Source organism: Catenulispora subtropica (genome assembly GCF_039531675.1).
In the GTDB taxonomy this organism is placed as follows: domain Bacteria; phylum Actinomycetota; class Actinomycetes; order Streptomycetales; family Catenulisporaceae; genus Catenulispora; species Catenulispora subtropica.
Map to the genome: position 1 here is coordinate 13,624 of NZ_BAAAQM010000033.1, position 24,391 is coordinate 38,014.

The 24,391-nt window shown below is 71.8% G+C and carries 20 protein-coding genes; 8 read left to right on the forward strand and 12 right to left on the reverse strand.

Annotated features, from left to right (window positions below):
- Positions 1-50: 50 nt before the first annotated feature.
- The 5 genes from ABD466_RS26110 (at position 51) to ABD466_RS26130 (ending at position 5,134) form a co-directional block, all read left to right on the forward strand.
- Entirely contained in the window at positions 51-1,469 is a 1,419-nt protein-coding gene (locus tag ABD466_RS26110) for a cellulose binding domain-containing protein (RefSeq protein ID WP_344659812.1), read from the forward strand.
- Between the two features lie 108 nt (positions 1,470-1,577).
- The gene (locus ABD466_RS26115) at positions 1,578-2,330 is read left to right on the forward strand and encodes a GntR family transcriptional regulator (protein ID WP_344659813.1); all 753 of its coding nucleotides are present in this window, start codon (positions 1,578-1,580) and stop codon (positions 2,328-2,330) included.
- A gap of 48 nt (positions 2,331-2,378) precedes the next feature.
- Positions 2,379-2,813, forward strand: a complete 435-nt coding sequence (locus ABD466_RS26120; RefSeq protein WP_344659814.1) for a MarR family winged helix-turn-helix transcriptional regulator — start codon at positions 2,379-2,381, stop codon at positions 2,811-2,813.
- A complete protein-coding gene (locus tag ABD466_RS26125) occupies positions 2,813-4,507 on the forward strand; it encodes an MFS transporter (RefSeq protein ID WP_344659815.1) in 1,695 nt (564 codons plus the stop codon). Before ABD466_RS26120 ends, ABD466_RS26125 begins: the two co-directional genes overlap by 1 nt.
- A gap of 96 nt (positions 4,508-4,603) precedes the next feature.
- Positions 4,604-5,134, forward strand: coding sequence for a hypothetical protein (locus ABD466_RS26130; RefSeq protein ID WP_344659816.1), 531 nt, complete (start codon positions 4,604-4,606; stop codon positions 5,132-5,134).
- A 67-nt stretch (positions 5,135-5,201) separates the two neighbouring features.
- Here the strand turns inward: ABD466_RS26130 and tuf are convergent, their stop codons facing one another.
- The 3 genes from tuf to ABD466_RS26145 form a co-directional block, all read right to left on the reverse strand.
- Entirely contained in the window at positions 5,202-6,395 is a 1,194-nt protein-coding gene (gene tuf, locus ABD466_RS26135; protein ID WP_344659817.1) for an elongation factor Tu, read from the reverse strand.
- Between the two features lie 98 nt (positions 6,396-6,493).
- Positions 6,494-6,619, reverse strand: a complete 126-nt coding sequence (locus ABD466_RS26140; RefSeq protein ID WP_344659818.1) for a hypothetical protein — start codon at positions 6,617-6,619, stop codon at positions 6,494-6,496.
- Between the two features lie 47 nt (positions 6,620-6,666).
- Positions 6,667-8,163 (reverse strand): MFS transporter, encoded by a 1,497-nt coding sequence (locus ABD466_RS26145; protein ID WP_344659819.1) that lies wholly within the window; start codon positions 8,161-8,163, stop codon positions 6,667-6,669.
- 101 nt (positions 8,164-8,264) lie between these two features.
- Between ABD466_RS26145 and soxR the strand changes: the two genes are divergently transcribed.
- The gene (soxR, locus tag ABD466_RS26150; RefSeq protein ID WP_344659897.1) at positions 8,265-8,708 is read left to right on the forward strand and encodes a redox-sensitive transcriptional activator SoxR; all 444 of its coding nucleotides are present in this window, start codon (positions 8,265-8,267) and stop codon (positions 8,706-8,708) included.
- 419 nt (positions 8,709-9,127) lie between these two features.
- Here the strand turns inward: soxR and ABD466_RS26155 are convergent, their stop codons facing one another.
- From ABD466_RS26155 to ABD466_RS26180, 6 genes are all read right to left on the reverse strand, one after another.
- Complete coding sequence (locus ABD466_RS26155) at positions 9,128-9,280, reverse strand: hypothetical protein (RefSeq protein ID WP_344659820.1); 153 nt, start codon at positions 9,278-9,280, stop codon at positions 9,128-9,130.
- A gap of 61 nt (positions 9,281-9,341) precedes the next feature.
- On the reverse strand, positions 9,342-10,166 hold the full coding sequence (locus tag ABD466_RS26160; protein WP_344659821.1) for an SAM-dependent methyltransferase: 825 nt from the start codon (positions 10,164-10,166) through the stop codon (positions 9,342-9,344).
- A 53-nt stretch (positions 10,167-10,219) separates the two neighbouring features.
- Positions 10,220-11,383, reverse strand: a complete 1,164-nt coding sequence (locus ABD466_RS26165) for an FIST signal transduction protein (RefSeq protein ID WP_344659822.1) — start codon at positions 11,381-11,383, stop codon at positions 10,220-10,222.
- Positions 11,380-12,315 (reverse strand): globin family protein, encoded by a 936-nt coding sequence (locus ABD466_RS26170; protein WP_344659823.1) that lies wholly within the window; start codon positions 12,313-12,315, stop codon positions 11,380-11,382. The genes ABD466_RS26165 and ABD466_RS26170 overlap by 4 nt, the downstream gene beginning before the upstream one ends.
- 182 nt (positions 12,316-12,497) lie before the next feature.
- Entirely contained in the window at positions 12,498-13,577 is a 1,080-nt protein-coding gene (locus ABD466_RS26175) for an NAD(P)H-dependent amine dehydrogenase family protein (RefSeq protein ID WP_344659824.1), read from the reverse strand.
- Between the two features lie 73 nt (positions 13,578-13,650).
- The gene (locus ABD466_RS26180; protein ID WP_344659825.1) at positions 13,651-14,976 is read right to left on the reverse strand and encodes a lipase family protein; all 1,326 of its coding nucleotides are present in this window, start codon (positions 14,974-14,976) and stop codon (positions 13,651-13,653) included.
- Positions 14,977-15,129: 153 nt separating this feature from the next.
- Here ABD466_RS26180 and ABD466_RS26185 point away from each other — a divergent pair, with 153 nt between their 5' ends.
- The gene (locus tag ABD466_RS26185; protein WP_344659826.1) at positions 15,130-16,005 is read left to right on the forward strand and encodes a metallophosphoesterase family protein; all 876 of its coding nucleotides are present in this window, start codon (positions 15,130-15,132) and stop codon (positions 16,003-16,005) included.
- 197 nt (positions 16,006-16,202) lie between these two features.
- On the forward strand, positions 16,203-19,433 hold the full coding sequence (locus ABD466_RS26190; protein ID WP_344659827.1) for an EAL domain-containing protein: 3,231 nt from the start codon (positions 16,203-16,205) through the stop codon (positions 19,431-19,433).
- A 2-nt stretch (positions 19,434-19,435) separates the two neighbouring features.
- Here ABD466_RS26190 and ABD466_RS26195 read toward each other — a convergent pair whose 3' ends face one another.
- From ABD466_RS26195 to ABD466_RS26205, 3 genes are all read right to left on the reverse strand, one after another.
- On the reverse strand, positions 19,436-21,772 hold the full coding sequence (locus ABD466_RS26195) for a serine/threonine-protein kinase (protein WP_344659828.1): 2,337 nt from the start codon (positions 21,770-21,772) through the stop codon (positions 19,436-19,438).
- A 102-nt stretch (positions 21,773-21,874) separates the two neighbouring features.
- Complete coding sequence (locus ABD466_RS26200) at positions 21,875-22,507, reverse strand: TetR/AcrR family transcriptional regulator (RefSeq protein WP_344659829.1); 633 nt, start codon at positions 22,505-22,507, stop codon at positions 21,875-21,877.
- Positions 22,508-22,590: 83 nt separating this feature from the next.
- Complete coding sequence (locus tag ABD466_RS26205; RefSeq protein WP_344659830.1) at positions 22,591-24,285, reverse strand: alpha/beta fold hydrolase; 1,695 nt, start codon at positions 24,283-24,285, stop codon at positions 22,591-22,593.
- Positions 24,286-24,391: the final 106 nt, after the last annotated feature.

The window sequence follows — 24,391 nt, forward strand, 5'->3', positions numbered from 1 at the left end:
GAACGCCAGCACTCCAAAAAGTTACCTATGGTCAACAAGGAGTTCCCACCATGCCCCACACCCCCACTCCCGCCGGCCGCCGCTCCGTGGCCGCGTTCGCCGCCGCGAGCCTGGCCGGCGCCTGCGGCCTGACCGCCGCCGTGTTCTCCACGGCGGCGCACGCCGGCGGCGCTCCGGCCACGCTGGCGTACCACGTCGGATCCACCGGATCGGACATGATCGAGCCCTGGCTCACCGTCACCAACACCGGTGGCTCCACGCTCAGCCTGGCGACCGTGAAGATCCGGTACTACTTCACCGCCGACTCCGCGCCGTCGTACCAGTTCGCCTGCGAGTGGGCGCAACTGGGCTGCGGGAACGTCACCGGAACCGTCGGCACCCTCGCCTCGCCGACCGCGACCGCCGACCACTACCTGGAAGTCGGGTTCACCGGCGGCACCCTGGCGCCCGGGGCCTCGACCGGCGACCTCCAGCTGCGGCTGAACGCCGCGGGCTGGGCCCCGGTGAACCAGGGGAACGACTACTCGTTCGACGCGTCGCAGACCTCGTACGGACCGTCGAGCACGATCACCCTCGCGGTGGACGGGGCGATCGTCTCCGGCACGGCGCCCGGCGGGAACCCCACGAGCCCGTCCACGACGCCGAGCACGACCCCCTCGACCACGCCGAGCACCGGCGGCGGCAACCCGTCCGGGGTGCTGTTCGACGACTTCTCGTACACCGGCCCGGCCGACCCGAACCTGGCCGCGCACGGCTGGGCGATCCGCACCGGCTCCGGTGGGCCGGGCGTGCAGAACACCTGGGCCGCCGACGCGTTCACCTTCCCGGCCGACGCCACGGCCGAGGGCGGGCACGTCATGAACCTGAAGGCGTCCACCGACGGCACCACCGCCGGGACCAAGCAGGCCGAGATCGACACCACGCAGCAGAAGTTCTTCGAGGGCACCTACGCCGCGCGCGTCTACTTCAACGACGCCCCGTCCACCGGCGCGAACGGGGACCACGTCAACGAGACCTTCTACACCATCACCCCGGACAACTCGCTCTACAGCGAGGACGACTTCGAGTACCTGCCGAACGGCGGCTGGGGCGGCCCTGCGCAGTCGATGTACACGACCACCTGGTACAGCGCCGACGCCATGGACCGGGTCACCACCGACACCACCGGGAGCCTGCAGGGCTGGCACACGCTGGTCGCCACCGTCTACGGCGGTACCGTCACCTACTTCATCGACGGCAAGCAGGTGTTCTCCAGCACCGGCAAGTACTACCCGCGCCAGGCGATGACCATCGACTTCAACGAGTGGTTCATCGACCTGCCGTTCACCGGTGCCCGGACCTGGGACGAGAAGGTGAACTGGGTGTACTTCGCGAAGGGCGTCGCGCAGTCGCCGTCCGACGTGCAGGCCGCGGTCGACGGCTACTACAGCGGGGGGACGCACTTCAAGGACACCGTTCCCACCAGCTGATTCCCCTCCGACCGGCGGTGCGGCCCGCCCTGAGACCGGGCCGCACCGCCCTGCGCGCGCCGGCGCCGAGCAGATTTCGGGCGACCGGACCTGGCAGAATCATCCGATGTGACAGGCAGCCAGACACGCCCGGCCCGCAAGGTGGCCACGGCCAAACGCGACCGGGTGCGGGACCATGTGCTGCAGCTGATCGACGCCGCCGCGCCGGGCACCAGCCTGGACTCCGAACGCGACATGGCCGCGGCCCTGGGCGTCTCGCGCCCGACGGTGCGCGCGGCGCTGCAGGAGCTGGTCGACTCCGGCCACCTGGTCCGCCACCAGGGCCGCGGCACGTTCACCAACCCCCGCAAGATCGACCAGGCGCTGACCGGCGACCCGGCCACCGCGCTGGCCGCGCCGTCCGCCGAGGGCGTGTGGACCAGCCAGGTCGTGTCGTTCAGGACGTCGGCGGCCGGGGCCTCCCGCGCCACCCGCTTCGCCGTTCCCCTCGATGAGCCGATCCTGCGGATCGTGCGCGTGCGCGTCGTCGAGGAGGAGCCGATGGCGATCGAGCGGATCGACGTCCCCGCGGCGCTCGTCCCGGGCCTGGGCCCCGCGGATATGGAGTCCGGCAACTTCTATCACCTACTGCGCGACCGGCACGGCATCGTGGTGAGCGAGGCCGTGCAGACCATGGAGCCCACGGTCGCCAATCCCGAGCAGGCCGAGCTGCTCGACGTGGACGTCTACGCCCCCCTGCTCCAGATCGAGCGCACGACGAAGGACTCCGTCGGCAGGGTCGTCGAGTTCGTGCACTCCGTCTATCGCGGCGACCGGTACCGGATCACGACGCGGCTGCGGCTGGACGACGCCTCAGGCTGATCGGCAACCGCGATTGCCAACCCAGGTTTATCAATCTAGGTTGGCTATATGGGCGCACGCGGGCTTGACGACATCTCCACCTCCCTCTTCGGCGCGATCTCGCTGATGGTGCGGCGCATGCGCCAGTCCCCGGCCCCCGGCGAGCTCACCCTCCCGGAGCGCTCGGCGCTCGGCCGGCTGGACCGCGGCGGCCCGGCGACCGCGGCCGAACTGGCCCGGATCGAGCAGATCAGCCCGCAGGCGATGGGCATCACGCTCGGCGTGCTGGAGGACAAGGGCCTGGTCGAGCGGCGGCGGGACGAGGCGGACCGGCGGCGCTCGGTGACGTCGCTGACCGACGCCGGGCGCGAGATGCTGCGGCTCAAGCGCAGCGCCCGGGCCCGGCTGATCGCCGACGCGCTCGCCGACGGGTTCACGGCGGAGGAGCTGCGGACGCTGGCCGAGGCCGCGCCGCTGATTCAGCGCCTCGCGGAGAAGATCTGATGGCGGTCGCGACCGCCGTCCAGGCGGAGGCGGACAGGCGTTACCAGTGGGTGGCGCTGACCAACACCACCGCTGCCATGTTCATGTCGGCGCTGGACGGGTCGATCGTGCTGATCGCCCTGCCGCCGATCTTCCGCGGCATCCACCTGGACCCGCTGGCCCCCGGGAACATCGTCTACCTGCTGTGGATGATCATGGGCTACCGGCTGGTGCAGGCGGTGTTCGTGGTCTCCCTGGGCCGGCTCGGCGACATGTACGGCCGCGTGCGCATCTACAACGCCGGGTTCATGGTGTTCACCATCGCCTCCGTGCTGCTGTCCTTCGACCCCTTCGTCGGCACGCACGGCGCGGACTGGCTGATCGGCTGGCGGCTGCTGCAGGCCGTCGGCGGCGCGATGCTGATGGCCAACTCCGCCGCGATCCTCACCGACGCCTTCCCGCCCGACCGCCGCGGCTTCGCCCTGGGCCTCAACCAGGTCGCGGCCCTGGCCGGGATGTTCATCGGGCTGGTGGCCGGCGGGCTGCTCTCGGCCTGGGACTGGCGCGCGGTGTTCTGGGTGAACGTGCCGGTCGGCGTGTTCGGCACGTACTGGGCCTACCGGCGGCTGCGCGAGACCAGCCGGGCCACCGGCGGGCGGATCGACTGGTGGGGCAACGTCACCTTCGCCCTGGGTCTCGGCGGCGTGCTGATCGGCGTCACCCAGGGCCTGCAGCCCTACCACGGCCACGCCATGGGCTGGTCCGACCCGTCCGTGATGGTGCTGCTCGGCGGCGGCGCGGCCATGCTCGCCGCGTTCTGGGTGATCGAGACCCGCACCGCCGAGCCGATGTTCGACCTGTCCCTGTTCCGCATCCGCGACTTCACCGTCGGCAACGCGGCGGCGCTCGCGGTGTCGGTGGCACGCGGCGGCCTGCAGTTCATCCTCATCATCTGGCTCCAGGGCATCTGGCTGCCCCTGCACGGCTACGACTACGCGGACACGCCACTGTGGGCGGGCATCTTCCTGCTCCCGCTGACCGTCGGATTCCTGATATCAGGCCCGGTGTCCGGCCACCTGTCCGACCGCTTCGGCTCCCGCGGCCTGGCCATCGCCGGCACCACGGTCTTCGGCGCCAGCTTCATAGGCCTGATTCTGCTCCCCGTCGACTTCCCCTACTGGGCCTTCGCCGCCCTGATCGCCGCCAACGGCATCGGTAGCGGCATGTTCGCCGCCCCGAACTCGTCCTCCATCATGAGCAGCGTCCCGGCCGAACGCCGCGGCGCCGCCTCCGGGATGCGTGCCACGTTCCAGAACTCGGGCACCGCGGTCTCGATCGGCGTGTTCTTCTCACTGATGATCGCCGGCCTGGCCGGCAGCCTTCCCCACACCCTCAGCGCAGGACTTCAGGCACAAGGCGTCTCGGCGCACGCGGCCGCGCAGGTGGCGCAGCTGCCACCGGTGTCGTCACTGTTCGCGGCCGTGCTCGGCGTGAACCCGGTCGAGCACCTGCTGTCCGCCGGCGGTGTGCTCAACACGTTGACTCCGTCGGCGACGAGTACGCTGACCGGACGTGAGTTCTTCCCACACTTGCTGTCAGGGCCCTTCCACCAGGGGCTGATCGTGGTGTTCGGTGTGGCGACGGGATTGGCGGCACTGGCTACGGTGCTGTGTCTGAAGCGGGGGAAGAACGTCGGAGATGGTCGCGCCACTTGATGCCATCATCAGGAAGCACGTCGCGCCAGCGGCGAAGCAGGAAGGTATCTCCGGACGGGACGCTACTTCCGCCTGAAGGGCCCGCATTCGCATACCTTGCTCTACTTCAACACCTTTAACATCTCCCCGGCGGGCGTCTATTTCGAGGTCGGCTACGCACTACTCCCACTTTCGTATTGGGAGTTCTCCGGCTCGCTGCATCCATACCTCTTGGAACGCAAGGAACCGGATCGGGCCGGCATCTTCCTGAACGCCTATCTCATGCCGCCGAACGAGTGGTCGTTCCGGCCGGACGAGACGCCTCCCTACGCCTTCAGGCGACGGTGGGCCCTCGACGATCTCGACGGCCTCGACGCCTGCGGGACGGCCCTCGCACAGCGCCTGACCGAGGAGGCGTTCCCGCGGATGCGCTGGCTCCTGGATATGGAGAACGCGTTGGCGGAGCTCACAACGCCGACCTTCGCGACCCGGCGGGCGCTGGGTTCCGACCCGGACCGAGAGCTCATTCTCACCGTGGACGTCGCCGATCCGGCGCGCATCGAGCAGCTGCTCGCTGATCCTGCCCGAAGCCGGGACCCGGACATCGAACTCTGGGTCCGGGAACGCCGAGGACTGACCTCTCCATGACGACGCGGTGAGGCCGCCCTCGACGGACGACCTCACCGCGCGTCACCTCAGTTCCCCGAAACGGTGGCTACTCCGCCTCCACCAGCTCCAGCACCGTCCCGGCCCCGACCGTCCGCCCGCCCTCCCGGATGGCGAACCCGAGCCCGGGCTCCATCGCCACGCCGTGGCCGAGCTCGACCGTCATCGTGACGCGGTCGCCGGGCAGCGCCTGGCCGCCGTCGGGCAGCTCGACCGCGCCGACCACGTCCGTGGTCCGGAAGTGGAACTGCGGTCGGTAGCCCGCGCCGAAGCCGGTGTGGCGGCCGCCCTCGGCCGCCGACAGCACGTACACCTCCGCGCGGAACCGCCGGTGGGGGCGGATGCTGCGCGGGGCGGCGAGGACCTGGCCGCGGCGGATCTGCTCCCGGCGGACGCCGCGCAGCAGCAGCGCCGCGTTGTCGCCGGCCTGGGCCGCGTCCATCGTCCGGCCGAAGGTCTCGATGCCGGTGACGACCGCGGTGAAGGACTCACCGTGGCCGGTGACCTCGATCGGGGAGCCGAGGGCCAGGGTGCCGCGCTCGACCGCGCCGGTGACCACCGTGCCGCGGCCGGTGATGGTCAGCACGTTCTCCACCGGCATCAGGAACGGGGACGCCAGGTCCCGGACCGGGTCCGGGACCGTGGTGTCCACGGCCGCCAGCAGGTCCAGGATCCGCTGCGTCCACAGCGGGTCGCCCTCCAGCGCCCGCAGCCCGGACACCCGCACCACGGCCGCCTCGTCGCCGGGGAAGCCCTGCGCGGTCAGCAGCTCCCTGATCTCCAGCTCCACCAGGTCCAGCAGCTCCTCGTCCTCGACCAGGTCCGCCTTGTTGAGCGCGACCACCACGTGCGGGACGCCGACCTGGCGGGCCAGCAGGATGTGCTCGCGCGTCTGCGGCATCGCCCCGTCCTGCGCCGACACCACCAGGATCGCGCCGTCCACCTGCGCGGCGCCGGTGATCATGTTCTTCACGTAGTCGGCGTGGCCGGGCATGTCGACGTGCGCGTAGTGCCGGTGCTCGGTCTCGTACTCGACGTGCGCGATGTTGATCGTGATCCCGCGGCTGACCTCCTCCGGCGCCCGGTCGATCCGGTCGAAGGCGACGTAGCGGTTGCTGCCGCCCCGCCGCTCGGCCAGGACCTTGGTGATGGCGGCGGTCAGGGTGGTCTTGCCGTGGTCGACGTGGCCCATCGTGCCGATGTTGAGGTGCGGCTTGGTGCGCGCGAACTGCTGCTTGGACATGGTGGATCGATCCCCTGAAGCTGGAACGGAACGAAGCTGGAAACGAGAACCGGAAGCGGGCCACCCTCCCCGCTCGGTTCCCGCCTGGGCGGGGAGGGTCAGCTTCGGACGCCGGTGAACGCGGCGAAGGGGAGTGCTGCGAATGCTGCGACGTCCGCGACGACGGCAGCCGTCACCGGCAGGGCGATGCCTGCGGTGATCGGCGCGTGGGTCGTCGGGAACATGGGGTCAATGATGATGGCGGGGGAGCCGGTTGTATAAGGGTTTTCGATCAGGCCGCGGCGGGCACCGACTCGGCGGCTGCCACCTCGGCGGCCGGTTCCGCGGCCGCGGTACCCACCACACTGCTCCCGGACCGCGACGCCGTCCGGATCCCGGCGGCCAGGCCGACCAGCGCCAGCACCGCCAGCCCGCCGTACAGCAGCCGGGCGGAGTCCTGGTCCGAAGGCGCCCCGACGTTCACCAGCACACCTCCCAGCGCCGACCCGAACGTGCCCGCGATCACCTGCACCACGTTCAGTCCCGCGGCCGCCTTCGTCGCCTCGGCCGCGTCCTCGATGCTGCTCATCACCGGGAACGCGAACCGTGCGAAGCCCATCCCGATCCCGGCCCCCGTGACGGCCAACGTCACCACCCACAGCGCGACGGCCCCGCCGCCGGCGTGCGCGTGCTGGCCCGCCGCGGTCAGGGCCAGTCCCACCGCGACCACCGCCGGCGCCGCCACCCGGAACCGCCGCACCGCCGCCTCGCCGGTGATCCGGCTGGTCGCGAGCTGCGCCGCCGACCAGCCCATCGACAGCGCCGCGCCGAGGAACCCGGCGCTCAGCGGCGTCAGCCCCGCCAGCCGCTGGCCGAACAGCGGGATGAAGGTCTCGGCGGTGACGCCGATCGTCAGACCCGCGATGCCGAGGTAGTACCAGCGCAGACGGCTGCCGCGCGCGTAGGTCAGCGCCGGGAGGATGCGGTCGGTGGCATGCCGCTCGTGCCGCAGGAACGCGGCGATCAGCGCCGCGCCCAAGGCGATCATCGCGCCCGTGGCGGCGCCCTTCGGCACGATGCCCGCCAGGCTCACCGCCGCCGCGCCCACCGTGACGAGGACGAGGCTGCCGGCCGGCCACGGCTCGGCGGCGGCGCCGTCAGCAGGCTGATCGCGAGCCTGCCCGGTCTCGCCGCCCGCGGGCAGACTCCGCACCGCGACCAGCCCGATCACCACGCTGGCGGCCACCATCACACCGAACCCCCAGCGCCAGGCGTGCAGCTCGGCGAAGACGCCGCCGAGCGCGGGCCCCGCGACGTTCCCCACCGCCCACATCAGCGAGATGACCGCGAGCATCCGCCCCCACAGCCGCTCGGGCAGCACCATCCGCATCGCCGCCAGTGACACCCCCGACATGAGCCCGCCGCCGAGCCCCTGCACGAGGCGCCCGGCCAGCAGCACCCAGATCGACGGGCTCAGCGCGCACAGCGCCGTCCCCACGCCGAACACCGTGAGCCCGATCAGCACCGCGCCGCGGGTGGCGAAGCGGGTCAGGACCTTGCTGATCAGCAGCGCCGCGAACACGCTGCTGACCAGGAACGCCGTCGCGGTCCACGCGAAGTACCGCTCCCCGCCGACGTCGGACAGCACCGACGGCAGCAGGCTGGCCGTGACGTAGTTGTCGGTCGCGAACACCGCCACCGCGCCGGCGAGCACGACCATCGTGCCGAGGACGCGCGCCGTGGACTCCGGGTTCGTGCCTTCGTTGTCTGATATGCCGTCCTGCATCATGTCCGCTACGCTAAGACCTCAAGTGAACTTGAGGTCAAGCCGGCGAACCAGGAGATCCGGTGCCCGACAGCCCGCCCGCCAAGCTCAATCCGGCGGATCTGATGACGGTCGGCGAGGTCGCCCGCCGCACCGGCGTGGCGGTGAGCGCGCTGCACTTCTACGAGGCCCAGGGCCTCATCTTCAGCACGCGCACCGCCGGCAACCAGCGCCGCTACGCCCGGCATATGCTCCGCCGCATCTCCCTCATCCAGGTGGCCAAGCGGCTGGGCATCCCGCTCCACGACGTCGCCGAGGTCTTCCGCGACCTGCCCCACTCCCGCCGCCCGACGCGGCGGGAGTGGGACCGCATCGCCCGGCGCTGGTCGGCGGACCTCGAGCTGCGGCGGGCCGCCCTGGAGCGGCTGCAGGCCGACCTGGCCGGCTGCATCGGATGCGGGTGCGTCTCGATGAGCCGGTGCCGGTTGATCAACCCGTCGGACGCGCTGGCGCAGGACGGGCCGGGGGCCCGCCGGCTGGAGCCGCTGCCGGAGCCGGAGCGCGACTGAGCCCTGGTGCCGTCGCCGGATACGGCGGCGGAGTGAGGCCTGGTGCGGGCCCCGGCGCCACGGTGACGGCCGGACGCGGAGTCGGAGCCGGGGCTTGAGACGGTGACGGTGCTGGTGCTTGAGACGGTGACGGTGCACCGATCGGCTGGCCCACTTTGTAGGTGAGGGCGATCCGGCTGCGGGGTGCCAGGGCGGCGGAGGTCCACTGGACGAGGAGGAGGCACGCCGCCGCGCACATCAGGACGCCGCTGATGGGGAGGAGGTGTGCCGGAGCTTTGCGGTGGGAGGTCATCGACCAACAGTAAAGGTGTTGATGGTGATAACGCGGGCGGCGCGCGCTGAGTGCGGAAAGTCCTGATGTATTCGCCCTCCGGGCATACGAGTACACCAGGACCGCTGCTGCGGTGGGCGCGGCCCGGTCAGCGCAGCACGGCGAGCGCCTTCTCGATCCCCGCGTCGTGCCCGCTCGACAGCCCGGTGGCGGTCAGCGGCGCGTCGTCGGGCGCGACGCCGATCCCGTTGACGGACTCGTGGTGCGCGCCGAGCTCGTCGCCGTCATCGCGAGGGCGCACGAAGCCGGGATCGAGGCGCCCCCCGAAGCAGGCGGATTCCGGGTGCGGGCTCAGTGTCCGGTCAGAGCTTGCGCCCCACCGCCGCGTACGTGATCTTCTGCCGGTTGGCCGGCACCGGGCCGTCCGGCCGCCACTCGGCGAGCAGCACCAGCCCCGGGTCGACCAGCTCGACGCCCTCCAGCAGCCCCATCACCTCGTCCGCCGTCCGCACCCGGCACGGCATCGACGAGGCCTGGTACGCCGCCTGCACCGCGCCGCCCACCTCGGGCGCGTAGTCCGGCGTGCCATGGCTGATCGCGAGGAAGGACCCGTCCGGCACGGCCTTCAGAAGACCGCTGATCAGCTCGCCGGGGCGATCGTGGTCGGGCATGAAGTGCAGGATGCCGATGAGCAGCACCCCGACCGGCTGGCTGAAGTCGATGACGGTGCGCAGCGTCTGGTCGGCGAGCAGCGCGTCGGGGTCGCGCGCGTCGGCGTGGATGAAGACGGTCCGGCCGTGATCCTGGTCGGCCATCAGCACGCGGGCATGCGCCAGCACGATGGGGTCGTTGTCGATATAGGCGACACGGGCGTCGGGCGCTATGGCCTGCGCGACCTCGTGCGTGTTCTCCTGCGTGGGCAGGCCGGTGCCGATGTCGATGAACTGGCGGATGCCGGCGTTGGTCAGGAAGCGCACCGCACGACGAAGGTACTCGCGCTGCTCCCGGCACGTGTCCCGCATGCCGGGATTCCCCTTGAGGATGCGCGCCGCGGCCTCCCGGTCCGCCGGAAAGTTGTCCTTGCCACCGAGAAAGTAGTCGTAGACCCGCGCGATGTGCGCGACCGACGTGTCGATCACGGTGGCCGGCGCCGGCGTGCCTGTCGGACGCAGGACCTTTTCGGACATTGATACCTCCACACTCGGCGGCCAGCCCCCGTACGCGGCGGCTCAGTGGGGAATCAGGATACTGGGCCGAAGACCACTCCCGTCAGCGTCTGGTTCACATGACCGAACCAACTCTCCCCATAAGTGTGGAACCCCGCCGCCGGAATCCCGGCGAGCGCTGACGGGAACTTGTCCGACAGATCCTTCGCGTCCATCTCCAGGCGGCGCAGGCAGCAGTTGAACAGCACCGCGCCCGCGACGTCGCCGCCGAGCGTCGTGCGTGCGGCGTGCAGTGCCGCGGAGGTTTCGGCGAGGAGGTCGGTGGAGCGCATGATCTCCACGCGCATGCCGGGGTGGATCTGGCAGTAGAAGCGGAGGCCGCCGTCGGGGAGGACCTGTTGTGGGCTGCGGATCCAGGGTTGTCCGTCGATCATGAGGCCGACCGGGTGTTCCATCCAGTTCTCGGCGCTGAGGGTGGTGGGGTCGGCGCCTATCGCCTCGGCGTAGGCCGTGACGGCCGGGCGGTTGTCGAATTCGTAGACGGTGCGGTTCTCGACGTCGGCTTCGGTGACTTCGAGGGTGCGGCCGGTGGGGGTGAAGGAGCAGCTCTTCACGACCTGGAACGGGACCGCGCTCTCGCACAGCATCAGCGCCACGCCGTGGTGCGAGTACTGGGCTCCGACGCTGACCCACGTGGTGCGGAAGGTGAAGTCGTCGCCCGCCGAGCCGCCGACGAAGCCGAGCAGGGGTGCGGTGTTCCCGAGCATGTCGTTGACCTGCTCCTCGGAGCCGTGCATGCCGTCGACGAGGATGAGGCCGAGGTGGCGGTCCGGGTCCAGGGTGCGGAGTTGGGCGCCGAGGCGGTGTTCGAGGTCGCGGACGGCGGCGGCCGTGCCCTCGCTCGGGTCGGGGTCGAGGTGGCCGAGGGCGGCGGTGGCGGTGCGGAGGAGGCCGTGGGGGAGCGCCACCGCCGAGACGCCGCCGGTGCCGTTGGACTGGTCGGTGAATTCCCCGGCGGTGGAGCAGCCGATCACGGCGGCGGTGGGGAAGTGGCCGGAGATGGCGGGGGCGAGGTGCGCGGGGTCGTACGCGCTGGAGGCGAAGAACAGGACGGCCGCCGCCGGGCGTCCTGCCAGGCCCTGGTCGAGGGCGGCCAGCAGGGTGGCGACGGCTTGGGCGGCCGGGCCCGACGCGTGGACGCGGACCACCTCTGTGGTGGTGGTGGGGCCGGTGCTCATCGCTCTCCTCCGGGGGTGCTCCGGCTGACGCCGAAGATGCGGGAGACCCGGCGGCGCAGGGCGCGGGAACGGCCGATGATGCTGCCGCTGCCCGCGGACGCGGCCGGGGTGTCCTGGCCTTCGGCGTCAGCGGGTTCGGGCTCTGACGCGTCCTCGATGGAGAACGATTGAAGAGAGTAGCCGAGGACGAGCAGGGTGCTGAGCACGTTGGAGATCGCCACCGGGTCCGCGTACTGGTCCGGGCGGGGGTTGCGCAGGTCGGTGCCGGTGCGGAGGGCGACGCGGGTGCAGATCGTGGTCAGGGCGCGCTCGTTGTCGGGGAAGTAGCGGGAGCGGAGCAGGGAGACGACGTCGCCGAGCGACTCGATGCGGACGACGGCGGACGAAGCGGCCGACCCGGTGCCGCCCGTGCCTGGGGTGCCTCCCGCGCCTGGGGTGCCGCCCGTGCCCGTGGCGGCGCCCGCGCCCTCGGAGCTCGTGTCCTCCGCCGGCGCGTCCAGAGCCCCGAGGCGGATGAACTCGCTGAGCCACATGTAGTACGCGACCCAGTCCGAGCTGAGCAGCGAACCCCAGTCGCTGGGGTGCATCTGCCGCACCGCGAACAGCAGCGACTTGCCCAGCTCGCGGTACCACTCGTCGGGGACGCCCTGGCGCTTGTAGTTGGCGCCGACCTCGCGCATCGTGCGTTCGATGAGCTCGTCGGAGTCCTGCGACAGGCCGGCCCACAGCACCGAGCGGGCCAGGCCGTCGCACAGGGGGCGCGCGCGTTCCGGGCCCATGCGGCCGGCCCAGCGGACCTCGTCGAGCACCTTGTGGAAGAAGCTGTCGACGAACACGCCCTCGTGGCGTTGCAGCAGCTGGCACGACAGCTGCACGTTGCGGATGCACTCTGCCGAGGGGCGGCCGACGCCCGCCGTGGTTGGTTGTGTCACGCGGCTTCCTTGAGGACGAGAATCCTGTGGGTTCCGCGCGGAATCGGCCGACCCGCCCGTCCCGCGCGTCGGCGGGCGTCCGGCCGGTGTGTCCAGACGCTCATCGAATGGGTGCAGGTTACTCCGCCGTGCGGCGCCAGTCGATGGCGCCGGGGCGTCGGAATCCGAACGTGAGCCGAACGTTAGCGAATGGTGCCGACTCCCGGGATCAGCGGCAGATCCAGGGCCGTGACCCAGCCCGGTGCGGCGGCGTTGACGGCCGGCACCGCGTTCAGCGCGCGCAGTCCGGTCGCCAGGCAGCCCGCGGTCGCGGCGTCGCGTCCGGAGCCGTCGGTGAAGCGGAACGCCGTCTCCTGCACGATCGACGGCGAGCCGTCGATCTCCACCCGATACACGTCGTCCGCGGTGCCGCGGGGCCAGTCCGGCGCCGCGTCGCGGCCGACGCGGTTCACGTGCTCCAGCTGGATCCGGGTTTCGCCCCGGTAGATCCCGTTGATGGTGAAGTGGATGGCGGCCACCCGGCCGGGTTCGATGACGCCCTTCGCGGTCTTCACCGGCCGGTCGGTGACCCACTTGTCCCAGGTGGTGGTGATCGCGTCGAGCTCGATGCCGACGGCGTGCGCCATCATCGGCACGGTCGCGCCCCACGACATGACCAGGATGTCCGGGATCTCCAGCAGCGCCTGGAACTCCGGCGGCCGGCCGATGCCCATCTCGTTCTCGTAGTCGCCCTCGTAGTCGCTGTAGTCGAGGATCTCCTGCGCGCGGACGGTGCGGACCTCGCCGCACAGTCCCATGAGCGTCATCGGGAACAGGTCGTTGGCGAAGCCCGGGTCGATGCCGGTGGTGAAGCACGACGCCCCGCCCTCGGCGCAGGCCTGGCTGATCGGCGTGATCCACGCCGGCGGGTTCTGCTTCATCGCGGGCCAGACCCACGGCGTCATCGCCGTCGAGCACACGTCGATCCCGGCTCGCAGGAACGCGCTCATCAGCCGGATGTTGTCCTCGGCGTGCGCAGCTGTCGGGCCGTAGTGGACCAGGGCGTCCGGCCGCAGGGCGATCAGGTCGGCGACGTCGGCCGTGGCGGTGATCCCGGCCGGCTCGCCGCCGCAGATCTCGCCGACGTCGCGGCCGGCCTTGGCCGGACTGCTGACGCCCACGCCGACCAGCTCGAAGCCGGGATGCGGGCGGAGCAGCTCGGCGAGGACCAGCTTGCCGACGAAACCGGTTCCCCACAGCACGATCCTCTTGGGCGCGTCCATGAGGGATGGCTACACCGACGGGCACGTGGTTGCAATGCCCGTCGGTGCGCCGGGGCCCCGTCGCCGGGCCGGGTCAGGACGCCGGCACCGTGTGTTCCGGTGCCAGGGAGTTGCCGGCGGGGATGTGCCCGCAGTCCGAGGGCGCGGTGCGGCCCGCGAACCGGTCGTTGAGCCAGAGCAGCGCCAGCGGTGCCCAGACGGCGGCGGTGCCGGTGTGGCTGAGCAGGTCGAACTGGTCGTACTTGATCGAGCCGTCGCCGGTGGCGCAGTACTGCCGGGCCAGGGCCCGCACGTCGCCGGCCACCATCACGCCGTCGCCGGTGCCGATGCCCGGAGGGTTGTTCAGGGTCCCCTCGAAGATCCCGCCGTCGCCCTGGGCGAGGTATCCGGGGATGGTCGGGGTGCCGAAGGAGCCGAGGTTGATCCTGTTGACCGCGTCGACGAAGGCCGGGACCGAGTCCGGGTCCGCGTACTGCGGCTTGGCCATCTTCTTCCACGTCAGGCCGGGGAACTGTCCCAGGGCGTTGACGATCGAGCCCTTCTGCAGCTGGTTGTAGACCTGGATGCCATAGCTGCTCAGGTACGGCGTGAGGTCGATGGCGAAGGAGCGGGAGACCCCGATCAGCGCCATCGGGATGACGCCGTTCCACAGCAGCGAGCCGTCGACGTACTTCAGGTTGTGCGCCGGGTCGACGAGCAGGCCGCCCTCGGCGAAGCCGACCAGGTTGCGGTTGACGTCCGGGGCGTAGGACGGCGCCAGCGCGGCGGCCCAGCCGGTGGCTATGGCACCGCCGGAGTAGCCCTCCAGCGCGAACTCGGTGTTCCCGTCCATACCGGTCGCGTCGCTGTGCGTGGCGGCGCGGATCGCGTCCAGCGTGTCGGTGGCGTACTCGGGCCCGGCCGCGAAGTCCGCGGTCTGCCCCTCGGTGTCCGGGATGACGACGTTGTAGCCCTGCAGCAGCAGGGGCGCCAGGAACAGCGTCTCGGCGTTCGCGATGACGCCGCCGAGGCTGACGTCGCCCGCGATGGCCCGCGACGGGCTGTCCTCGGGGTTCAGCGAGTCGTAGAAGGACTGGTAGGACACGGCCTTCGAGTGGTCGCCGCTGAGGCTGCGGATCACCGAGGTCACGTTGGCGCTCGGCCGCCCCTGCGCGTCGGTGGTGCGGTAGAGCAGCTGGATCGCGGTCACCGGCGTGGGGATGCCGACGACGTGGTACTGCAGGGTCCTGGTCTTCAGCACGGTGCCCGGTGCGTACGACGCCAGGGGAGCGGAGCCGCTGTAGCTGTAGAACGAGTCGGTGGCGGCGGCCGGCGGGGCGGCGGCGGTGGCGACTCCGGCGGCGGTGAGTGCTACTCCGGCGGTGGCGGCGGCGAGGCGCTGAGTGGGGGTTCTGCGCATGGCACTCCCTGATACGTGAAGTGGATCACAGTTCTGACTCCGGGTAAGTTACCAGCGGGTAACGGCGGTGTGAAGAGGCTGAGGCTTCCTCCGCCTGGACCCCGTTCCGGCGTGATGGAAATACTGGGACGACTACTGGGGGGAGTGACACAAATGAAGGTCGCCTTCATCGGCGACGTCCACGGCTGCGTCCTGCACGCGCTCGGCAGCATCCTGATGCTGCAGAGCCGGCGGGGTCTGCGCCTGGACGCCGTCGTCCAGGTCGGGGACTTGGGCGCCTATCCGAGCGCCGACCGCTTCGACGGGCCCAGCGCCCGCCACATCGCCGACAGCCCCGCGCAGGGGGACTTCTTCCGGCTCCTCGATCCGACACCGGAGCTCGCGGCGAGCGTACGCGGCGCGCTGGAGCACCTGCCGCCGATCGTGTTCCTGAGCGGGAACCACGAAGACCACGAGTGGCTCGCCGCGCTGCACGAGGCGGCGGGCTCCGACGTCGTGGCGGTGGACCCGCTCGGCGCGTTCCGGCACGTCGTCTGCGGGCACGTCACCGAGATCGCCGGACTGCGCACGGCGTTCCTCGGCATGATCGAGTGGCCCGGCACGATGGACTACGACGAGGCCGCCTACGCGCACCTGCTCGGCCTGGAGCCGGGCAGCGTCGACGTGCTCGTCACCCACGAAGGGCCGTACGGCATGTCCCACAACCGGCGCGGAGAGGTGCAGGGCTCGCCGAAGATGTCCCGGCTCATCGACCACCTCCGGCCGCCGCTGCACATCAGCGGCCACGTCCACCACGAGAACGGGCCCCGGCACTACGGACCGACCACCTCCTACGCGCTGGCCCAGCTCGTCGGCCCCAAGGCGACGCGCTACCAGCCCGAGGGGGTCAACCCCGACCAGCGGGTCTGCGACGGCAGCATCGGGCTGCTCGACACCGGGACCCACGCGTTCGAATATCTGCACGATGACTGGCTGGCCGAGGTCAGCGGCGACACCGTCGACCTCGACCGGATCCTGCGAGGACTCTGAACGGACCGGTCCCGCGGCGCTCCCACCCGAACGGCCGCCGCCAGCGTCAACCCCGTACGCCTGACCGGCGCAGTCCCGCCCGGCTCGCCGCGCCGCCCGACCGCGGCGCGTGCTTGTGTCGTCTGGTGAGGCCACTGGCGGCGGGAGCGGCTCCGCGACCCGGGGAGTACCGGCGTGTCCTCATACTCTTCGTCGCGGTGGGCGCGGCGCTGATCCTCATCACGCTCCTGGCACCCGGCGCCGCCGTGCGGGTCCGGTTCGCCGCGGCCGGATGGGCCGTGGCGGCCATGGCCTACGGCGTCCGGGCTTACGATCCGCCGCACCGGTCGGTCTGGGGGCTGCTGGCGGCGTCCGTCATCGCCTTCCAATGCTCCGACTTCGGGGACCTGCACCGCCAGATGCTCTCGCCGCGCTGGACCGACTGGCTCTCCCTCACCGGCTATCCGCTGGCCGCCCTCGCCCTTTCGGCGATGGTCCGCCTGCGCTCGGCCGGGCGGGACGTCGCGGGGTTCCTGGACGCGGCGGTCGGCACGCTGGCGCTGTTGGTGCCCACCTGGGTGTTCCTGGTCGAGCCCTTCATGCGGAACGCGGGGTGGTCGACCGCCCGGCTGGAGGCGATCCTGCCGCCGATCGGGGACGTGCTGCTGCTGGGGATCCTGCTGCGGCTGCTCGCCGCGTCGCCCCGGCGCGGCGTGTCGCTGTGGCTGCTGACGGCGGGCGTGGCCGTGGGCGCGGCCTGCGACGTGGGACAGGGCCTGCTGCAGCTGAGCGCCGCGCCGTGGTTCGGGACCCCGCTGGGGCGGCATGTGATCGAGCTGGGCTGGCTCACGTTCAACCTGCTCTGGGGGGCCGCGGCGCTGGCGCCGGACATGCGCTGGAACACCGAGCCGATCCCGGTGCGCAAGCCCCAGCCGGTGGTGATGCGGGCGCGGATCGCCCTGCTCACGCTGGCGGCGCTCGCCGAGCCGATGGTCGCCGTCGTGCTGCTGGCCCAGGACGAGTACTCGCTGGGGGTGTTCGGCCCGCTGATCGAGGCCGCGATCATCATCCTGATCATGGTCCGGGTCTCGCTGGTCCTGCTGGACTACCGCACGGCGCTGCGGCGGGAGCAGATCCTGGTCTCGGCGACCGGTCCGCTGGTGGCGGCGGCCGGGGTGGAGGAGATCGCGGCCGTGCTCACGTCCACCGCCACCCGGCTGGCCGGGTCGGGGACCCCGCACCGGGTGGCGGTCGTGGTCGAGGACCAGGGCCGGTTCCACGTCGCGGGCGCCGGGGTGGCCGTCGGGGCCGCAGAACCCGAGGGGCCCGAGGCGCCCGACAGGTTCGGCGCGTCCGGCGCTTCTGGCATTTCCGACGCGGTCGGCGCGGTCGGCGCTCCCGCGACCCCCAGGGCGCGAGAGGACCCGGAAGCACCCGACTGGACCACCTGGCGCCACACCCTGTCCGCCCTGGGCCGCACCATCTGCGCCGCGCGCCTGTCCTCCGGCCTCGTGCGCACCGCCGATCTGCCGCCCGCGCTCGCCGAGGCGCTCGGCGGCTTCGACCACGCGCTCGTCCTCCCGCTGGGCACTGAGGCGTGGCGTGACGACGTGTGGGCAGCCGGCGTCCTGGCTGCCGCGGCCCCGGAGCGCGCCCTGCTCGCCATGGCCGCGCCGCTGGAGATCCTCACCGGACAGGGCGCGCTGAGCCTGCAGCGCTTGGCGCTCGGCATGGAGATCGCCCGCCGCGACGGCGAACGCTACTTCCAGGCCCTGGTCCAGAACGACTCCGACGCCATCCTCATCGTCGACACCGACGCCCGCGTCCGCTACGCCAGCCCTTCGGCCGAGGCGATGTTCGGGCCCTCGGGGCTGCTCGGCCGGCCGGCTTCGGACCTGCTCGGCCCGGTCAACGCCGGGCAGCTCGCCGCGCGGCTGGCCGAGCCCGCGCGGCGGCCGCCGCAGCGCCGGGACTGGATCCTGGACCGCCCGGACCACGGCGACGCCCCGCGCGAGATCGAGGCCACCGTCAGCGACCTGCGGGACGAGCCGACCGTCAACGGGCTGGTGCTCTCGCTGCGCGATGTCACCACCGCGCGCGAGATGGAACGGGCCCTGCAACGGCAGGCCTATCGCGACGCCCTGACCGGCCTGCCCAATCGCGCCGCGTTCCTGCTCGGCCTGGACGACGCGCTGGAGCGGGCCGGGCCCGGATCCCGCGTCGGCCTGGTGCTGGTGGACGTCGACCAGTTCCGGGAGATCAACGACTTCCACGGCCGCGCGGTCGGCGACGACGTGCTGCGCGCCACCGCCGACCTGCTGCGCCGCGGCCTGGCCCCCGGCGACCTGCTGGCCCGGGTCGGCGTCGACGAGTTCGCGGTGCTGCGGGTGCGGCCGGACTCCGAGGCGTCCGGGTTCCCGCTCGGCGTCCCGGGCGAGACCGAGTCGTTCGCGGTCGGGCCGGTGACCGTCACCACCAGCGGCGCGTTCGTCGAGGCCGGACCCGGCGCGACCGGCGCCCGGCTGATGGCGGACGCCGAGATCGCGCAGCACGCCGCGCTGGAGGCCCGGCGGCCGCGCAGTTGGCGGCACTACGACCCGGCGATGCGCGCCGACCTGGCCCGCGTGGCCGAGCGGCGCGCCGGACTGGACAAGGCGCTGGCCGAGGGGGCGTTCGTCCTGCTGTACCAGCCGATCGTGCGGCTGGCGGACCGCGCACTGGTCGCCTTCGAGTCCCTGATCCGCTGGCCCCGCCCCGACGGCTCGGTGGTGATGCCGGACGACTTCATCGGCCTGGCCGAGGCCACCGGCCAGATCGTGCCGCTGGGCAGCTGGATCCTGCGGACCGCGACCGCCTGCGCCGCGGACTGGAACCGTGAGTGCGAGGCGGCGGGCCGGCCGCCGGTGCGGGTCACGGTCAACGTCTCAGCCCACGAGCTCCGCACCCCGTCCTTCCCGGGCACCGTCGCCGCCGCCCTGGAGGCCTCCGGTCTGGCGCCGGACCTGCTGATCCTCGAAGCCACCGAGAGCTCCCTGATCATCCACGCCGACAGGGCCCAGGCCAACCTCCGCGCGGTCCGCGACCAGGGCGTCCGCCTGGCCCTGGACGACTTCGGCACCGGCTACAGCTCCCTGCGCTACCTCCGCGACCTCCCGGTCACCAGCCTGAAGATCGACAAGGGCTTCACCGCCGAGGTCGGCGTCGACGAGCGGCAGACGGCCCTGATGGCCGGCATCGTCGACATCGGCCGCGCCCTGGGCCTGGGCATCGTCGCCGAGGGGATCGAGAACGAGACCCAGTGCCGGCGGGTGCGGGCGATGGGCGTGACGCTCGGACAGGGGTGGCTGTTCGGGCGGCCGATGACCGCGGAGCAGGCCGCGGAGCGGGTGCGGGAGGGGACCGGCGCGGTGGGGACGGAGACGGAGACGGAGACGGCCGAGCCGGGCTGAGCTCAGGAGCCTCCGGCCTTCTTCCGCTCCGCTTCCTGCTTCGCCACCAGCTGGTTCACCTCGTCGCCGGTCAGCACGACGGCGTCGATGCTGATGTCGTCGGCGTGGTCGTAGTACGACGACGTCCCATTGGCGTTCGCGATGTCCTGGTTCTGGGCGGAGGCCTCGTCGTAGATCGGGCCGCCCTGGGGGTTGTCGCAGGTCAGGGTGCCGGTGACGCTCGCGCCGCTGATCTGCAGCCGCTGCGGGCCGCTGGTGCAGCCGCCGGGGACCTCGTGGCCGTCGATGTCCAGGTGGCCGACCGTCAGCACGGCGGTGACCTGGGTCAGGGCTTTGACCGGGGCGTCGAAGTCGTAGATCTTGCCCACCACGTCCTCCTTGACGTGGCAGCCGCTGTGGTCGCAGTTCACACCGCTGCTGTCCTGCGGGGTGAAGTCGAGGGTGCCGTAGCGGGCGGTGGTGAGCTTCTTGGTCTCGGTTTCGAGGGTGTCGTACATCTTCCCGGCGGTGCTGTCCGTGACGGGGACGAGGTCCATGGACTTCGAGTCCAGCAGCGGGGACCCGGCCTCGGCCGCGCGCGACAGCTGCTTGTTGAAGTCGGGGATCGTGTACGCGTTCGGGGGCTCCCAGCGCAGGACGCGGTAGGGGGCGTCCTTGGTGACGTAGAGGTACCCGGCGGTCGTGTCCGCCTTCAGTGCCGCGACACCGTTCACGTCCACGGTCTCCCGGTCCGACGCCGGGAGGCGGGGCTGCTGCTTCATGGCGTCGGTGAACTTCTTGGCGAGCTCCGCGGGCGTCGGATAGAAAGCCAGCTCGGTTTCGAGGTGGTGGCTGTTGTCCGCCATGTCGTAGGTGTACCGAGCGAGGCTGGTGTCGGTGTTGTCGAAGCGCTGATACGCCTTGCCTCCGACGCTGATCATGGTCGTGACGTCGGTCTGGCCGGTACCGCTGCTGCCCTTGAGCGTGCTGGTGCCGAACTTCTCGCCGTCGGCGGTGACGGTGACGTCGTTGTCGTACTCCTGCACGTTGTAGTCGCCGCGGTATTCGAGACCGGGGGCGGACGCCAGGGCGACGAGGGCCTGGTCGAACGGCGCGTGCAGGCCGCTGGGCCGGCTGCTGCCGCTCGTCGCGACGACGACGGTGGTGGCGGTGCCGACGGCGACCACGGAGATGGTCGCCACCAGGCCTTTGCCCTTGAGGGCTTTGGCGCCGAAGCGGGCGAGCCTGCCGGCACGATGAGCGGCGCGGGCGGCGGCCGCCACCTGGTGCGTGGTCTGCATTGCCTGGGCGCCGCCAGTCCCGGCCCCGGCACCTGTCCCGGCCCCGGCACCTGCCCCGGCCCCGGCACCTGCCCCGGCCCCGGCCCCGGCACCGGCGGCGGCGGTCCCGGCGGCGCCGCCAGTCGCCCCGAGACCCGCCGCGCCGCCACCGACCACACCGGCCGTCCCTGTTGTCCCCGCCGCCAAAGCCAACAGCGGCAACGCCGCGATCATCCCCGCGGCCACGTATCCCAGATCCCTGACCCCGCGCTCCAGCCACTCCGGCCCGTACCCGGCGACCGCCGCCGCCTCCACGTCCGCCAGGAAGGACCGCACGTCCCCGTACCGCGCCTCCGGATCCTTCGCCAGCCCCCGCTCCAGCAGCGCCCGCACCGGCTCCGGGACCGGCCCCATCGGCACCGGCGCCGACTCGTGCAGGGCCCGCAGTTCGGCCATCGTGTCCGCCTGGAACGGCCGGCTCCCGGTCAGGCACTCGTAGAACGTCACCGCCGCCGCGTACATGTCCGACGCCGGCGCCGCGGGCTGGCCGCGCCACTGCTCCGGCGGCATGTACCCCGGCGTCCCCTCGGCGGGCGCGCCCTCACCGGCCGGGGCGGCGATCCCGAAGTCTGTCAGCTTGCTGGTGCCCGACGCGTCGACCAGCACGTTGTCCGGCTTGTAGTCCCGGTGCACCACCCCTCGCGCGTGCGCCGCCGCCAGCCCCAGCAGCGAACCGCGCAGCAGCGCCAGCGCCGACTCCGGCGTGCCGTGGCCGGACCGCAGCAGCGCCCGCAGCGTCGGCCCCTCGACCGCCTCCATCACCAGCGCCGCGCTCCCGCCGTCCGGCGACAGCAGCAAGCCGTGCACCCGGACCACGTTCGAGTCCTGCACGGCGGCCATCAGCTCGGCCTCGCGCCAGAACCGCTGGGTGAACTCCGGATCGCCGACCAGCCGATCGGCCAGGTACTTGATCGCGACGAGCTCGCCGTCGGCGTCCCGGCGCGCCAGCACCACCCGTCCGGTCGCGCCCCGTCCCAACTCCCTGATCTCGCTGTACCCGGGAATCGACTGTTCCGGCATCAGGCCCCCATGAATCCTTCGTGGCTTTACACGCCTTCTGACGGACGGGGAAGGACTCTACCTTCTAAGAACGCTGCTGTACATGATCGATCGCGGGCCGGATCACGCCGGATCGAGCAGCGCGCCGACCAGTTCCACGAGCTCGCCCCGCAGCTCCGGCAACGTCGCGGCCTCCCCGGCCTCGATCCGGGCCGTCACCAGCGCGCTCACCGCACCGATCACCGCGCGCCCGATGAAGTGCGGGCTCAGGCCGCCGCGCCAGCGCTGCCCGACGGTGACGGCGTCCGCGATGGTCACCGCGAACCGCTCCTGCACCGCCGCGCGCCGCGCCACGCCGGCCCGTCCGGCGCCGTAGACTTCGACGAGCAGGGCGCGCGCCAGCTCCGGGGCCGCCGACAGGCCGGCCAGGTAGCTCTCGAAGACGCGGTCCATCCGGACCAGGACCGGGTCGGAGGCCGGGCCGAGCGCCGCCTGCATCCGGGCGATCAGCAGGTCCGCCGCCTCGTCGAAGGCGGCGAGGAAACAGTCCTCCTTGTTGGCGAAGTGCTCGTAGAAGGTCTGCCGGGAGATGTGAGCCCGCTTCAGGACGTCGCCGACGGACGTCGCGGCGTATCCGCGTTCGGCGACGACCTCGACCACGGCCAGCAGCAGACGGGTGCGCTGTGCGGCGCCTACTTCGTCCCGGGAGAGGCGGTGATGTCCGCGCGGGAGCGTGAGGTACTTGTCTTGCGCCACGAAACGAAATGTACATCGCGCCATCACACGGATGTGCGGATCGGCCGACGGCGGCTTGCCGTCGGCCGATCCGCGTTGTACGGCTACTTCACGGCGTCACTCAGGGAGTGCCGCTTGGACGGGTTGTAGACCAGCGGCTGGGCCCGGCCTGCCGGCGGAACCACGGCCGCCGCCGCGGTCCCGGCGGCCGGCGCCGGCTCGGGCTGCACCCCTGGGCACGTCCCGTTGTCCGGCCGCCCGGTCTCGAAGTACGCGACCATGTGCTCCCCGCACTCCTCCACGTGTCCCACCGAGGCGTGGATGAAGTCCGGCACGGTCAGCACGGTCCCGCCGATCACCCCCTGCATCTGCCACACCCACGGGTACGGCGTCGCGGTCTCGTACACGTGCCCCGACATCTGCAGCGACCCGGCGCTCCAGCGCAGGGTGAACGCCTGCGGCGGCAGCGTCCAGCCGGCGCAGCTCGGGCGCACGCCGGTGTAGTCGCCCGTCACCGGGTTCGTCGCCAGGTTGCGCCGGTACTCGTTCCACAGCGCGTCGAAGCTCTGGTCACTGGTGTCCTCGTTGCACAGGAACGCCATGTTCGCGGTCTCGTTGAACTGCTGCGGCATGCCGGCCGGCGGCGGGGGCGGCGGTGTCCGACCGCCGCCGACGATCTCCTTGACCGCTTCCGGGGCCGGCCCGCCGTTCACCGCGGTGGTCATGGCCTGGAGGACCGGTGCCGCCTGGTCCCAGGAGACGTTCGGCGCGGCGGCCAGGAAGCCGATGAACGACCCGTCGAGCACCGGGTCGACATCGGTGAACCGCCACGGGTCGGCGTCGGCCTGCCTGCGCATAGCCAGCACCTTCGCCTCGACCTTCGCCGGGGTGTCACCGAGTCCATAGGTGCTGTCGTGCGCGGCCAGCCAGATCGCGAACTGGTGGAAGTCGGCCTCGACGGCCCGCGCCGACCCGGCGAACCGGTACGAGAGCTGATACGCCATCGGCGAGACGACGCTGTCCAGCCACATCCGGTCGATCGTCGACGGGAACATGCTGCGGTAGACCGCACCGAGCTGCGTGCCCCAGGACGCGCCGAAGTAGGAGGCCCGCCGCTCGTGCAGCGAGGCCCGCAGGGTGTCCAGGTCGCGCGCCACGTTCGCCGTCGTCAACTGCCGCAGGAACGCCGGGTTCGACTGCGAGCACGCGGTGGCGTCCGCCACCTGCTGGTCGTACATCTGCTTCAGCTCGTCCCGGGTCAGCTGACCCGGTGCCGGCGGCTGCCCGCCCTGGTCGGCGCCGCGCGGGCAGTCCCAGGACGTGCTGTAGCCGATGCCGCGCGGGTCGACCCCGATCAGGTCGTAGTCCCGGTTCAGCTGTGCGTCGGCGGAGTTCTCCATCATCAACTGGGCCGGCATCAGGTATCCGCTGCCGCCGGGCCCGCCGGGGTTCGTGAACATGATCCCGCGCCGATGCGCGGTGTCCTGTGCCTTGACCCGGGTGAGCGCGATGGTGATGTGCTCCCCGCCGGGGTTCCGGTAGTCGAGCGGGACGCTGACCGTCCCGCATTCCGTGCGGGCCCAGATCGCGCGGAACGCCGCGTAGTCCGAGGGCCGCAAGCGCAGGGCGGCCAGGACGTCGTCGGAGTACTGAGGACAGGGCTGCCAGACGACGGTCGAGACCACCGAAGCGGTGTCCGGCGCCCCCTGCACGGCCTCGGCTGTCCCCGCGACGCCGACGCCGGCGGCGCCGAACCCCACTCCGCACGCCAGCGCGGCGGTGCGTTTGCCGAATCTCATCGTTCCCCTCCTAGAGGTCGGGATCGGGTGGTTCCCGCATCAAGGTCTAGGCGGGCGGCGGCAACACCGGCCGCACAGAGGCTGTTGCCCGGCTGTTGACTCCGAC

What these genes read in the sequence shown, in the direction of transcription:
- ABD466_RS26110 (WP_344659812.1), top strand. Translation starts at nt 51, where the DNA reads ATGCCCCACACCCCCACTCCCGCCGGCCGCCGCTCCGTGGCCGCGTTC.
- ABD466_RS26120 (WP_344659814.1), top strand. Translation starts at nt 2,379, where the DNA reads ATGGGCGCACGCGGGCTTGACGACATCTCCACCTCCCTCTTCGGCGCG.
- ABD466_RS26125 (WP_344659815.1), top strand. Translation starts at nt 2,813, where the DNA reads ATGGCGGTCGCGACCGCCGTCCAGGCGGAGGCGGACAGGCGTTACCAG.
- tuf (WP_344659817.1), bottom strand. Translation starts at nt 6,395, where the DNA reads ATGTCCAAGCAGCAGTTCGCGCGCACCAAGCCGCACCTCAACATCGGC.
- ABD466_RS26140 (WP_344659818.1), bottom strand. Translation starts at nt 6,619, where the DNA reads ATGTTCCCGACGACCCACGCGCCGATCACCGCAGGCATCGCCCTGCCG.
- ABD466_RS26145 (WP_344659819.1), bottom strand. Translation starts at nt 8,163, where the DNA reads ATGATGCAGGACGGCATATCAGACAACGAAGGCACGAACCCGGAGTCC.
- soxR (WP_344659897.1), top strand. Translation starts at nt 8,265, where the DNA reads ATGACGGTCGGCGAGGTCGCCCGCCGCACCGGCGTGGCGGTGAGCGCG.
- ABD466_RS26160 (WP_344659821.1), bottom strand. Translation starts at nt 10,166, where the DNA reads ATGTCCGAAAAGGTCCTGCGTCCGACAGGCACGCCGGCGCCGGCCACC.
- ABD466_RS26165 (WP_344659822.1), bottom strand. Translation starts at nt 11,383, where the DNA reads ATGAGCACCGGCCCCACCACCACCACAGAGGTGGTCCGCGTCCACGCG.
- ABD466_RS26175 (WP_344659824.1), bottom strand. Translation starts at nt 13,577, where the DNA reads ATGGACGCGCCCAAGAGGATCGTGCTGTGGGGAACCGGTTTCGTCGGC.
- ABD466_RS26180 (WP_344659825.1), bottom strand. Translation starts at nt 14,976, where the DNA reads ATGCGCAGAACCCCCACTCAGCGCCTCGCCGCCGCCACCGCCGGAGTA.
- ABD466_RS26185 (WP_344659826.1), top strand. Translation starts at nt 15,130, where the DNA reads ATGAAGGTCGCCTTCATCGGCGACGTCCACGGCTGCGTCCTGCACGCG.
- ABD466_RS26195 (WP_344659828.1), bottom strand. Translation starts at nt 21,772, where the DNA reads ATGCCGGAACAGTCGATTCCCGGGTACAGCGAGATCAGGGAGTTGGGA.
- ABD466_RS26205 (WP_344659830.1), bottom strand. Translation starts at nt 24,285, where the DNA reads ATGAGATTCGGCAAACGCACCGCCGCGCTGGCGTGCGGAGTGGGGTTC.